Here is an 11,296-nt window from a genome sequence, read left to right as displayed (position 1 = left end):
GCGCCTATGATTAATATTGCCTGCTTTTTGCGGCTGCTTGACCAGCGGCCGGCTAGCCGCCGGGCTTGGACCATATTTTTTGGCATCTGGCTCATAGGCGTGATTGCCGGGATCACAATCGAATCGGTTCCGTCTTATTTCATTGACCTTCCTTTCGAAGTTTTTGAGCTGACTCTCTTAGTTTTGACCCAGGTCAAAGGCAAAAAGGTCAAGCAGGCAGTGAGCGCGGCCTTAATTATTGGCATTATTGGCTTGCTAGAAGATATCATAGTAAACATTATCAGCTGGTCGTTCACAGAGAGTCTTACGACCAGCTTGTGGATTGATTTTGGAGTCCTGCTGACCGTTTTTTTGCTCGCTTGGCCGCTTTTGCCAAAAATCCGCAAATACATCAGCGATGTCCGCTATCAGACGAGTTGTTTGTTTTTACTGGCTTATCTTTATGTCTCGACAATTTTTGCATACGTTGTCGGGATGCAAGTGAAGAAGATGTCGGTTGGCCTGGCGATCCTCTTGGGTATCCTGGCTGTTCAAGGCGCCTATGCCGTGCTCAGCTTTGGTCTTAGTATCAAAAATCAGACCGCCCTTTTAAACGAGGCAGAGGAGCGGCACCTGCAAGCGCAGAATCGTCAGCTCTATGAGTCTAACCAGCAACTGAAGAGCTACGCGGCTTCTTTGGAGCAGGATGAGGACCGGCTGCGTCGTTTTAAGCACGACTACCGCAATATTTTGAACAGCCTCAAGCTGACAGCCGCTCAAAACAACTCCCAGCAGCTCTTGGAGAAGCTGAATGAATACTCAAGGGAAAACTTTGACGAGCAGGCCCTGGCCAAGTTTCAAGACGTCAATCATATCCATGATGATTTGCTCAAAAGCATCGTGATTACCAAATTGTCGAAAATCTACGATCAAGGGATCCCCTACCGCTTCAGCTGCCAGCAGGACATTGACCAGCTGCCCTTGGTTTCGGAAATGGAAAAAATGGACCTGGTCCGGGTCATCGGGATTTCTTTTGATAATGCCATTGAGGCAAGCAGCGGCCTAAAAGGCGGCCGGATTGAAGCCATGTTCTACCAGGAAAACGGCGATTTCGAATTTGTCATCAAGAACAAGACCGCCAATATCCCATCTCCGCGGATTTTTGAGCCAGGCTACACGAGCAAGGACCAGCACGCCGGCTTGGGCTTAAGCAACGCCTTGGAGATCGTGAACAAGTATGCCGGGCAAATGATTGTTGATGTGGACACGACAGGCAACACTTTTACATTTAGTCTGATGGTTCTGAAGGAGGGAGAAAAATAGAATATCCGGTTTTTATCTGCGACGATGAGCCAGACCAGATCGCCTTGATCAAGGACTGCATCAAACGGGCGCAGATTATTTTAAGCGATGAAGAGAAGCTTGACTTTGCTGTCGTCAAGGCGGCGGGCAGCTACGATGAAGCCTTGGATTTTTTGACCCAAAAGCCGCTCGCGTCCGGCATTTATTTTTTGGATATTGAAATTGGCAAGAAGCTGGACGAACAAAACGGCTTGGACTTGGGCGAGATTATCAAGAAGCAGGACCCCAAGGCCCAGCTGATTTTTGTGACCAGCCACCAGGACATGGCTTTTTTGACCTTCCAAAGGCGGCTGGGGGCCAGTAATTTTATCGTCAAAAACGGCAACGCGGACGACCTGCGCCGGGATGTCACTTATTCCCTGGAGCAGGCGGTAGACGCGATCGCCAAGTACCGCTATATCCAGAAAAACACCTTCAGCTACAGATTCGGTCATGACGTCAGAAACATGAGCATGGGGGATGTGGTTTACGTGGAGACGACGCCGGTTCCCCACAAGCTGCGCCTGGTCAAGACGACCGGCTGGGCGGAATTCATCGGCAAGCTGAAGGAATTGCCGGAGAAGTACCCGGCCCTGGTGCAGGTCAGCGAATCTTGCGTCATCAACCCCGCCAACGTCAAAGAAGTCGATTTGAAGGAGAAAAAGCTGACCTTCATCACTGGCGACGTCCAGTATTTTTCGGTCAGAAACAGCCGGAAGGTCCGCCAGCTTTTTCAAGAGAAATAAAAGGCCCAGCCTGGAGAATTCCAGAGCCAGGCCTTATTTTTTCCTTTTCAGCAATAATTTTCCTACTATCCAGGGGGCAAAATACGTTAAGATAGTTGATAGAATTAGGAGGGATTTTCGTGAAAAAACGCTACTATCCATACATCTACGGCGGGATCGCCGGCGTAATGACTTTCATCGCCATGTTCTACATCTGCCGGCACTCTTTCTCCTTGACCAATACTCAGTCTTTGGTCTGGGGCATCATCGGTGCCATCCTGGTCTTCGTGAGCTCGTCTTACACCGAATACGCCATTGCCGAAATCCAGCGGATCTCTGACAAATACCACCTGGATGAGGAATTCCTCTCCGGCTTGACCAAGCTCAGTCCCAGCTACTTCCGGGTGGCTGACGACCACCTGCACTTGACCGCCCCGCGCTATCTCTGGCCGCGGATCCTCAAGACCCTGCAGAAGTACGACCGTGAGCGCAAGCAGGCGGAAGATTTCCACCTGTAAGAAAGGAAAAAAGATTGAGTTTACTGACCGTCAGCGGCTTGACCCAGGGCTTTGCGGAAAAGACCCTCTATGAAGACGCCAATTTCGTGTTAAACAAGGAAGACCACATGGGGGTCACCGGCCAAAATGGGGTCGGCAAGTCCACCTTGATCAAAATCCTGACCGGGGAAATCCTCCCCGACGATGGGACCGTCAAGTGGCAAAACAAGCTTTCCGTCGGCTACCTGGACCAGTACGCCAAACTGACGCCAGGCCTGACCATGCGGGACTTTTTAAAAACGGCCTTTGACCAGCTCTACGAAGATGAAGCCCGGCTGAACCAGCTCTATATCGACTACAGCGAAAGCGGCGACGAGGCTCTTTTGGCCAAGGCAGGTCGTTTGCAGACCTATCTGGAAGAAAACAACTTCTATGACCTGGACACCGAAATCGACCGGGTGGCCAGCGGCTTGGGCCTGGCAGAACTGGGCTTTGACCGGGACGTCTCCAAGCTTTCCGGGGGCCAGCGGTCCAAACTGATCCTGGCCAAGCTCCTCTTAGAGCAGCCCCAGGTCCTGGTCTTGGACGAGCCGACCAACTACTTAGACGTCGGCCACATCGACTGGCTGGTCGACTACCTAAATGACTTTGCCGGGGCTTTTATCGTGGTCAGCCACGACTACGACTTTTTGGGCCGGATCACCAACTGCATAATCGACATCGACTTCGGGACCATCACCCGTTATACCGGGACCTTAAAGCAGGCCATGCGGCAAAAAGAAGCCAACCGGCAGACCTACCTGAAGGCCTATGCCAACCAGCAGCGGCAGATTGCCAAGACTGAAGCCTATATCAGAAAAAACAAGGCCGGCACCCGGGCCAAAAGTGCCCGGTCCCGGCAAAAGCAGCTGGACCGAATGGAAATTCTGACTCCCCCGCAAAACGGCAAGAAGGCCAAATTTGACTTCCCATACGTTGAAACGGCCTCCAACCTGCTCCTGCAGACCCAGGACCTGGTGATCGGCTATGACCAGGCCCTGGTCAAGGAAGCCTTCAACTTCTCCGTTGGCAACGGGGAAAAGGTGGCCATCACCGGCTTCAACGGGATCGGCAAGACCACCCTGCTCAAGACCCTCTTGGGGCAGATTCCGCCCATTTACGGGGGCTTTGACCTGTCGGCCACGGCCAAACTGGCCTACTTCAAGCAGGACCTGACCTGGCCCAACCAGAACATGACCCCTCTGCAGTATTTGGAGGGCGAATTTGACCAGAAGAAGCCCAAAGAACTGCGCCAGGCCCTGGCCCGGATGGGGCTGACGGCTCAATTGGTCATGAGCCCTTTGAAGGAGCTGTCCGGGGGCGAGCAGGAGAAGGTCAAGCTGGCCAAAATGCAGTTTGAGCCGGCCAACCTGCTTTTCTTGGACGAACCGACCAACCACTTGGACAATGAGACCAAGGACAGCCTGCGGAAGGCCATCGTCAACTTCCCGGGCGGGGTCATCATCGTCAGTCACGAACGGGACTTCTTTAGAGGCGACTGGGTTGACAAGGTCGTCGACATCGAAGCCATGAATCAGTAAGAAAGACTTGCGTGCAAGTCCGCGGTGAAAAAATGAGCACAGACGCATACATCAAAAGAGTCGTTCATACTTGTTTGAAGGCGGGCCGCCTCATGCTGGCCGGCGGGAGCGAAATGTACCGGGTGGAGGATACCATGCGGCGGATCGCGCTGAATGCCGGCATCAAGGAGGTCAACGTTTTTGCCATGCCGACGGGGATTTTCGTCAGCCTGGATGACGGGGACTGCAGCACGGTAACGGAGCTGGAGTCCGTCAAGAAGCGGGCGATCAACCTGGAGCTGGTCGACCGGGTCAATGAACTGTCCCGGGAATTCGCCGACAAAAAGATCGATTTGGGCCAGCTGGAAGAGAAGCTCAGGCAGGTTGAAGAGCAGACCCCGACTTTTCCTTTATGGCTGCAAGTCATCGGGGCTGGGGTCTTGAGTGCCACCTTGATGGTCCTCTTTTTGGACGTTTATGACTGGGCCGATTTCCCGGCCGCGGGCATTATCGGGGCCAGCGGCTATCTGATGGACTCCTGGCTCAAGCGCCACACCAAGGTCCGCTTCCTGGCGGAACTGATCGCGGCCATGGAGATGGGGCTGGTAGCCATCGCGGTCAGCCGGATTTTTCCGGCCTGCAACGTGAACAATATTTTGATCGGGGCCTTGATGACCCTGGTGCCAGGCCTGGCCATGACCAACGCCTTGAGAGACCTCTTCATGGGCGACTGGGTGTCGGGGATCGTCCGCATGTGCGAGGCCGCCATGACGGCGATTGCCCTGGGCGGCGGCGTCGGGATCGTGATTAGATTTTTAGGAGCATAAACATGCTGGGGATGCAGGTTAGTTTCAACATCTGGGACGTTTTGATCAACTTGATCTTTTCGTATGTGGCCACCGTCGGCTTTGCCCTGACGGTGAACATCCCCCACCGGGTGATTCACTGGAGCGGGGTCTGCGGTTGCGCGGGCTGGATGGTCTACTGGCTGGTGACCAGGGCGTCGGCCGGGCGGATGCTGTCCAACACCTTGGGCGCCTTTGCCGTGGGCCTGGTTGCCCTCCTTTTGGCCAAGTGGAAAAAGTGCCCCGTCACCTTGTTCAGCGTGCCGGGCCTGGTGCCGCTGGTGCCGGGAGCGCCGGCCTACATGGTGGTCAGACGGCTGATCGACGGCAAGTACGTCGCGGCCCAGCAGATGATGATGCGGGTGGCCATCGTGACGGTTTCGATCGCCTTGGGCTTCTTGCTGTCGACCCTGTTTCAGGAAGCCTGGAACAAGTACGTCAAGCGGCTCAAGCTGCGGGAGAAGCTGGGCAAGTAGCTTTACAAGGATCAGGAAAGAGCGTATAATCGAATATCGACGAGTCGAGGAAAACGCAAAGGTGCGTATTTTTGAGATAGAGGGCATCAGGCCTTTGGCCAGGCGCGGGAAGCGCCGATGCTGACACACCCTTGATGTGAACGAGAAGGAGTCACATTTGCCGTTTGGCAAGTGCCTTGAGTAAAAAGCCGCTGGAAGCTTAATTGCTTCCGGCGGCTTTTTTGTTGGTTTTATTGACTGGATGAAGTACAATATTGAGTACAAGGAGGGGTGAATCATGACTTTAGCAGTAACTCAAAGTGATTTCAGAGCCCACATCAAGAAATATCTGGACCAAGTAAACGATGACGATGAGGTAGTATATATCGCTCGTTCTAACAGCCGGTCTGCAGCTGTTCTTTCACAGGAAAAATTGTATTGGATGGAAAAAGCCTTGCAGGCTAAAGAAGACTCACTGGATTACGCAGTCGCGCGTGACCAGCTGATTCGCCGCAATGTGCTGCCAGAAGATCCAATTGTGGAATCTGACGATGGTTATTGGGAGCAGTTCAAATAATGGCAAAGTTAAGATTTAGGCCGCGGGCGACCTTTAATGCCGACTTAAAGCGGTTGGGCCGCCTAGACCCGACGATCATCGATGATATTAGAGCCGCGATTGATGAAATTTTGGAGACAGGCAGCTTGCCAGATGAATATGGTGACCATCCTCTTAAGCGGCGTTTAGCAGGATATCGTGAGTTCCATGTTCGCGATACGCCTAAATGAGTTCAGCCAAGCGACGTTAATGACGTATTGGTGATCTGGTACATCGAACGCCATGAATTAGTAGCGGTGGCCGTGCGCGCAGGATCACACGAGCGGCTTTTTCATGACCAAAATGCTTCAAGAAAGCTCAAGAAGTAAATAATAAGCAAGCCGCTGGAAGCTTAATTGCTTCCGGCGGCTTTTTTGTCTTCCAAATTGGCCTGCTGGCCCAGATATGCCAGCATCTCTTCTGCCTTGGCCTTCATCTCCTTTGGCGTCTCCTGCATGCCGTGCCGGTACCAGTAGATCAGCATCTGGAACATCCCGCCGATGGCAAACTGCTGGGCTTGGGGGTTGTTTTTCAAGGGGCTGCTGCTGAAGGCACTCTCGGCCAGCTTGTCGTTTAAGGCAAAGAAGAAGAGGTGGAGGCAGTCGTTTCTGGCCAAGAGCTGGAGAAAGTCCCGCCGCTGGCTCCAGTAGGAGAAGAAGTATTCCGTGATTTCGGGGAAGAGCAGCTGCTCTTTTTTGATATGGGCAAAAATCTCCCCCACGTCGCCTTCCAATTCTTCTTTGAGGATGTCGGCGGGGTCCTGGTAGTGCCGGTAGAAGGTCCGGCGGGAGTAGCCGGCCGCGTCGGCCAATTCTCCCACGGTCAAGTCGCTCAGTTTCTGGTCTTTCAAGAGCTTGGCCAGGGCCTGGGCGAAGTCCTCCCGGGTCCGTTTGATCTGCCCCGTCCGTCTATGTGTCTCAGCTTTGTGCATTTGTGCCATTACGCCTCCCTTTGCTGGTAAAAAGTCTCGTTTCACTTTATGATCATAGCATAAAGTACACAAACGAGACTTTTATTTTTGAAAAAAGCAAAAATTGCGGAGGCAAAAAATGAAATGGTATCTGAAAAACTGGGCCTGGGTCGCGGTTTACCTCGCGGCCGGGATCTTCCTTTTGGCGGCTCTGGGGAATTGGGATTTCCAGACCAAGCTGGTCCTGCTGGCCCTGGCCTTGCTCCAGCTGCACTTCTTTGAAGAGATGGACCGGCCGGGGGGCTTTCCTTACATGGGCCTGTGGGCCGAAACGGGGGAGAAGTCCCAGAACCCGCGCGACTGGAGCCTGAACAACGCGTCAGCGGCTTTTGGCAATGAGTACTTTGCCGTTGTCGTCTACGGTCTGGCCCTGCTTTTCCCGAAGCAGGCCTGGCTGCTTTTGGCCGTCTTCATCTTCTCCTTTGTCGAATTGGCCATGCACGGGATCTTCTTCACGGTCAAGATCAAGAACTGGTACAACCCTGGCCTGGTGACGGCCTGCCTGCTCAGCCTGGTGTCGGTGGTCTTCTTCTTGAATACGGGGCTGCACTTCAATATTTGGGACCACGTCTTGGCCTTTGCCTGGATCGCCTTTAACTACTGGCTGGCCTTCCGGTCGCCCTTGTATCAGAAGTTGGGCCAATTGAAGGAATACAGCTTCCCGGCCGAGTCCATGGACCGGTCCCGGGTCATTATGAAAAAGGTCCTGCGTGACAAATAAGCCAAAAACTGGAGGGAAAATAAAATGAAATTTTTGCGCAATCATTGGTTTCACGTCGGCTTGGTGTTTTTTTCCGGCCTGGCCTTCTACATGGTCTTCTGGGGGCAAGGCGCTTCCTACCTGCAAAAGCTCCTGGTCGCTTCGGCCATGGCCCTGTTCTTGCACCAGACGGAAGAATACATCCTGCCTGGCGGGGCCAGTCCGGTCATCAACCACGACTTTTACGGCAACCACTCTGAAAACTATGACAGATTTCCGGGCAACTGGAATTCCATCATGATCGTCAACGTGTCGGCCTGGATTTTCTACATTTGGGCCATCTTCAGCCCCAAGTTCATCTACCTGGGGGCGGCGACCATGTTCTTCAACCTCTTCCAGGTCCTGGGGCACGGGATCAAGATGAACGTGGCCATGAAGACTTGGTACAACCCGGGCATGGCGACTTCGCTTCTGCTCTTCTTGCCGATCAGCCTGGCCTACTTTATCTACGTCAGCCAGACGGGTCTTCTGGCAGGCTGGGGCTGGCTGTGGAGCGTCCTGGCCGCGGCGCTTTTGATGGCAATTACGGTCGTTTTGCCGGTGCAGCTGCTCAAAAAAGAAGACTCTGCCTGCCCGATCCCGGCCCGGCAGCTGGAAGACTACCAGCGGGTTAAAAACTTCTGCCGGATCAAGCGGTAGGGGGGACAGTAAAAAATGGAGCAAGGTTATCCTTGCTCCATTTTTGCTGTGTTTGCTATTTGACGGTGTAGCTGCTTTCTTCCTGGCCGATCGAGTCAGAGACAGTGACCTTCCAGCCGATGCCGCTGCGGCGGACCGTGACTTCCTTGTAGTAGGGGAGGCTGGAATCGCCCTTGTCGATCTTTTTGCCAGCTTTTTCAAAGAGGGCCTGGTTCTCTTTAACCGTCCGCTTGGTTGAGAAGCTGCTGACGTAAGTGGTGCCCATGCCGAAATGGCTGTCGGCCTTGACCTGGTTCAGATAGTACATGTCGCTGTAGCCGTGCTTGGGCAGGGTCTTGTTCAAAACTTCCGTTACCACGCCTTCCTGGGTCGACTTGTAAATCTCGTTGGCCGTAAACAAGACGGAGAAGAGGACAAAGAGCCAGATTGGCGAGGTCAAAAGCAGGGTGATGATCTTGTGCTCATGATAGAGCTGTTTGAGTGCCCGCATTTTTTCTTCCTCCTGATGATAATAAACATCTGATAATCATATTCCACTGCCAATTATAGTCCCGTTATTAAAAAAATCAGCATATTCCAGCAAAAAAGCACGTGAAAGATTCACGTGCTTCAAAATTATTCATCGGACCCTTCCAGCGGCCCTTCTTGGGCTATCGCGTCAGCCTTGGTCGACTCGGTCGTGCCATGCGCGTGCTTTACCGGAGCGTACAGGCTGAAGCACTTCATTGGCTCATCGCCAGCATTGGTGACGTTGTGCCAAGTGTTGTCTGGGATGAAGACAGCTTCTCCGGCGTGAACGATCTTGTCCACGGTCAAGTTGTCCTTGTCCTTGCCCAGCTGCACCCGGCCGGTTCCGCTGACCAGGTAGATGAACTGGTCGTTGTCGTGGTGGATTTCCAGGCCGATGTCGCCGCCCCCGGCAGGGATGCACATCAGGGTTACCTGGAAGTGGTCTCCGGTCCACAAAGTTTCACGATATTTCTCATTTTCTAAGGCCGCCTGCTTTAAGTCCAAAGCACATGGATCCGGTCCGTAGTCCTTGAAGTCAAACATGACAATCACCTTTCTATCATAAATGTAATCGCTTACTTGTTGACATCTTAAGTGTAACACTTTTATCCATTTTGTCCAAAAAATAATGTCAAATATAGTTGATATTATGACAGACATAGTTGATAATCAATGTAAAGTATATTTGACATCAGGATTCATGAAAGGGAAAAATCATGACACTTTTTTTAATCTGTGCTTTGACTGTCTGTCTAGCTGTTTACTTTGCCGTTAAAGACCAGCAGAATCATCAGCGGCTGGATGAACGCCAGCTCCTGCTCCGGGGGCGGGGCTACAAATACGCCTTCTGGACAGTGCTTGTCGCCAATATCCTTTACAGTCTGGCCTGCATCCATTTTGACCGGTCCCTGGCTACGCCTTTTGTATCCAGCCTGACGACCGTCATGCTGGGCGGGACGGTTCTGACTTGCTACTGCATCTTCCAGGATGCCTTCCCGGTAAAAGGGCGCTTGAGCCTGGCCGTGGCCTGGACCCTCATCTTCTTCTCCCAGCTCATGAGCCAGATTGGCGACATAACGAGCGGCAGAGTCGTCTACTTCAAGAATGGGGCGGCAACTGACGCGGCAGTCGGCCCGGTGGTTCTTGTCTCCTATCTGGCAATCGTGGGCAGTCTCTTGCTCAAGGCCGTCATCGACCGGCATGAGGAGGCTTAGCCGTGAAAAATTTGCGTCTTAAAGCGGCCCGGGCGGAAAAGGACCTCTCCCAGCAGCAGTTGGCCGATATTGTCGGGGTCTCCCGGCAGACCATCAGCGCCATTGAGAAGGGCAACTACACCCCGACCGTCAATCTTTGCATTGCCATCTGCCAGGCCCTGGACAAAACTTTGAACGACCTCTTCTGGCCAGAATAAGCCCTTAATAATTCAAGTATAGTTAGATTTTTTTTCGCGTTAATCGCACACGATAAAGGATTAATGCGGGCAGATATGGTAAAATAGCATGGTAATAGAGGACCTGCCGCGCGGCGGGCTCTATTTCCCGGAGCGGCGGTATTTTCCCCATGTTTCTGCTGCCCCGGAGGTTATAAATCAGTCGAGTGCTGGTGACAACCTACATTTCCTATTAATCCTAATGAGAACCGGCCCCCTGGCCGGCTCTTTTTTTGCTTGCACCGGGGGCGTTTTTTGGTTAATGTAGATACAGATATAATTGGACGGTGGGGAAAAATGAAGATCAACCTGAAAGACTTAACCAAAGCAATCGAAGAGCAGACTTATCTGTCTGACATGGAAAGCATCAAATACGCGGAAGTTTCCCGAAGCAAGAAGAAGCTCAGAGAACACGCCCTGACCATGGTCCAGGAAGTGGCCACGGCCTTGAAGAAAGACCGGCTCATGCAGGTGCAGCTGGTCCTGGAAGGCAAGAGCCCGGTGACTTTTGCCCTGGAAACCAACATCATCAACCTGCCCCTGGTCAACTACAAGAAGCTGATCAACTTCTTTGACGAAGATGAAGCCCAGCCGGTCAATGTCTACTTCGAAACGGCCAACGACCAGCTGAACGCCTCCCATTTCCGGATTGACCTCTTCATGACCGGCGAAGAATTGACGGCGGACGTTGAAGGCGCCGCCGACCGCCTGGCCGACGCCATGAGCGAGAAGCTCAAGCAGATCAAGGAAAACGAAGCAGCGGCCAAGGAAGCCGCCAAAGAAGCCAAGGCCAAAGAAAAAGAAGCCAAAGCCAAGGAAAAAGCAGCTGAAGCTGATAAGTAGCAGAAAGAGGATTTTTTATGTGGAGCTGGAACGTTCTGGGTGTCGCCCTCTGGGTGGGGGCGATCGTCTACCTGGTCTATATCGTGCAGAATATCCGCCGCCGGCGGCTGAAAATGATCATCCAGCGGCAGCACAAGTTTGAATGGGGC

Annotated in this window: 15 protein-coding genes and 2 pseudogenes; 14 read left to right on the top strand and 3 right to left on the bottom strand. The window is 52.9% G+C overall.

All coding sequences use genetic code 11. From position 1 onward, the window contains the following. The 8 genes and pseudogenes from lacNas_RS00765 to lacNas_RS00730 form a co-directional block, all read left to right on the top strand. On the top strand, positions 1–1,302 hold a 1,302-nt coding region (locus tag lacNas_RS00765; RefSeq protein ID WP_201336104.1), incomplete at its 5' end, for a sensor histidine kinase. Then, a complete protein-coding gene (locus lacNas_RS00760; RefSeq protein ID WP_307865695.1) occupies positions 1,299–2,066 on the top strand; it encodes a response regulator transcription factor in 768 nt (255 codons plus the stop codon). The genes lacNas_RS00765 and lacNas_RS00760, both read left to right, overlap by 4 nt. A gap of 119 nt (positions 2,067–2,185) precedes the next feature. Then, a complete protein-coding gene (locus lacNas_RS00755; protein WP_201331998.1) occupies positions 2,186–2,563 on the top strand; it encodes a hypothetical protein in 378 nt (125 codons plus the stop codon). A 14-nt stretch (positions 2,564–2,577) separates the two neighbouring features. Further along, positions 2,578–4,122, top strand: coding sequence for an ABC-F family ATP-binding cassette domain-containing protein (locus lacNas_RS00750; protein WP_201331997.1), 1,545 nt, complete (start codon positions 2,578–2,580; stop codon positions 4,120–4,122). Between the two features lie 32 nt (positions 4,123–4,154). Beyond that, positions 4,155–4,928, top strand: coding sequence for a threonine/serine exporter family protein (locus tag lacNas_RS00745; RefSeq protein ID WP_201331996.1), 774 nt, complete (start codon positions 4,155–4,157; stop codon positions 4,926–4,928). A 2-nt stretch (positions 4,929–4,930) separates the two neighbouring features. After that, positions 4,931–5,422: a threonine/serine exporter family protein gene (locus tag lacNas_RS00740; protein ID WP_201331995.1), complete on the top strand. Its 492-nt coding sequence runs from the start codon at positions 4,931–4,933 to the stop codon at positions 5,420–5,422. Between the two features lie 277 nt (positions 5,423–5,699). Beyond that, a complete protein-coding gene (locus lacNas_RS00735) occupies positions 5,700–5,978 on the top strand; it encodes a type II toxin-antitoxin system Phd/YefM family antitoxin (RefSeq protein ID WP_201331994.1) in 279 nt (92 codons plus the stop codon). After that, positions 5,978–6,325, top strand: a pseudogene (locus lacNas_RS00730) (type II toxin-antitoxin system YafQ family toxin). The gene lacNas_RS00735 and the pseudogene lacNas_RS00730 overlap by 1 nt, the downstream one beginning before the upstream one ends. Before the next feature lie 23 nt (positions 6,326–6,348). On the opposite strand, the gene lacNas_RS00725 reads toward lacNas_RS00730, so the two are convergent. After that, positions 6,349–6,936, bottom strand: a complete 588-nt coding sequence (locus tag lacNas_RS00725) for a TetR/AcrR family transcriptional regulator (protein ID WP_201331993.1) — start codon at positions 6,934–6,936, stop codon at positions 6,349–6,351. 109 nt (positions 6,937–7,045) lie between these two features. On the opposite strand from lacNas_RS00725, the gene lacNas_RS00720 reads away from it, so the two are divergent. Then, the gene (locus tag lacNas_RS00720) at positions 7,046–7,687 is read left to right on the top strand and encodes an HXXEE domain-containing protein (RefSeq protein ID WP_201331992.1); all 642 of its coding nucleotides are present in this window, start codon (positions 7,046–7,048) and stop codon (positions 7,685–7,687) included. A gap of 24 nt (positions 7,688–7,711) precedes the next feature. Further along, positions 7,712–8,365 carry an HXXEE domain-containing protein gene (locus tag lacNas_RS00715; protein ID WP_201331991.1) on the top strand — a complete coding sequence of 218 codons (654 nt, stop codon included), beginning with the start codon at positions 7,712–7,714 and terminating at the stop codon, positions 8,363–8,365. Positions 8,366–8,420: 55 nt separating this feature from the next. Here the strand turns inward: lacNas_RS00715 and lacNas_RS00710 are convergent, their stop codons facing one another. Continuing rightward, positions 8,421–8,855, bottom strand: a complete 435-nt coding sequence (locus tag lacNas_RS00710) for a hypothetical protein (RefSeq protein ID WP_201331990.1) — start codon at positions 8,853–8,855, stop codon at positions 8,421–8,423. A gap of 125 nt (positions 8,856–8,980) precedes the next feature. After that, complete coding sequence (locus lacNas_RS00705; protein WP_201331989.1) at positions 8,981–9,418, bottom strand: cupin domain-containing protein; 438 nt, start codon at positions 9,416–9,418, stop codon at positions 8,981–8,983. A gap of 173 nt (positions 9,419–9,591) precedes the next feature. On the opposite strand from lacNas_RS00705, the gene lacNas_RS00700 reads away from it, so the two are divergent. The 4 genes and pseudogenes from lacNas_RS00700 to lacNas_RS14605 form a co-directional block, all read left to right on the top strand. Beyond that, positions 9,592–10,089 (top strand): hypothetical protein, encoded by a 498-nt coding sequence (locus lacNas_RS00700; RefSeq protein WP_201331988.1) that lies wholly within the window; start codon positions 9,592–9,594, stop codon positions 10,087–10,089. Positions 10,090–10,091: 2 nt separating this feature from the next. After that, positions 10,092–10,286, top strand: a complete 195-nt coding sequence (locus lacNas_RS00695) for a helix-turn-helix transcriptional regulator (protein WP_201331987.1) — start codon at positions 10,092–10,094, stop codon at positions 10,284–10,286. 315 nt (positions 10,287–10,601) lie between these two features. Continuing rightward, entirely contained in the window at positions 10,602–11,147 is a 546-nt protein-coding gene (locus lacNas_RS00690; RefSeq protein ID WP_201331986.1) for a hypothetical protein, read from the top strand. A 17-nt stretch (positions 11,148–11,164) separates the two neighbouring features. After that, positions 11,165–11,296: pseudogene (locus lacNas_RS14605) on the top strand (LVIS_2131 family protein); the annotation flags it as partial.

This window comes from Lactobacillus nasalidis (assembly GCF_016587775.1).
Classification (GTDB): domain Bacteria; phylum Bacillota; class Bacilli; order Lactobacillales; family Lactobacillaceae; genus Lactobacillus; species Lactobacillus nasalidis.
The sequence above is the reverse complement of the archived record's forward strand: the minus strand, read 5'-3'. Positions and strand labels throughout refer to the sequence as shown.

What these genes read in the sequence shown, in the direction of transcription:
- lacNas_RS00690 (WP_201331986.1), top strand. Translation starts at nt 10,602, where the DNA reads ATGAAGATCAACCTGAAAGACTTAACCAAAGCAATCGAAGAGCAGACT.
- lacNas_RS00725 (WP_201331993.1), bottom strand. Translation starts at nt 6,936, where the DNA reads ATGGCACAAATGCACAAAGCTGAGACACATAGACGGACGGGGCAGATC.
- lacNas_RS00705 (WP_201331989.1), bottom strand. Translation starts at nt 9,418, where the DNA reads ATGTTTGACTTCAAGGACTACGGACCGGATCCATGTGCTTTGGACTTA.
- lacNas_RS00735 (WP_201331994.1), top strand. Translation starts at nt 5,700, where the DNA reads ATGACTTTAGCAGTAACTCAAAGTGATTTCAGAGCCCACATCAAGAAA.
- lacNas_RS00715 (WP_201331991.1), top strand. Translation starts at nt 7,712, where the DNA reads ATGAAATTTTTGCGCAATCATTGGTTTCACGTCGGCTTGGTGTTTTTT.
- lacNas_RS00740 (WP_201331995.1), top strand. Translation starts at nt 4,931, where the DNA reads ATGCTGGGGATGCAGGTTAGTTTCAACATCTGGGACGTTTTGATCAAC.
- lacNas_RS00745 (WP_201331996.1), top strand. Translation starts at nt 4,155, where the DNA reads ATGAGCACAGACGCATACATCAAAAGAGTCGTTCATACTTGTTTGAAG.
- lacNas_RS00700 (WP_201331988.1), top strand. Translation starts at nt 9,592, where the DNA reads ATGACACTTTTTTTAATCTGTGCTTTGACTGTCTGTCTAGCTGTTTAC.
- lacNas_RS00710 (WP_201331990.1), bottom strand. Translation starts at nt 8,855, where the DNA reads ATGCGGGCACTCAAACAGCTCTATCATGAGCACAAGATCATCACCCTG.
- lacNas_RS00720 (WP_201331992.1), top strand. Translation starts at nt 7,046, where the DNA reads ATGAAATGGTATCTGAAAAACTGGGCCTGGGTCGCGGTTTACCTCGCG.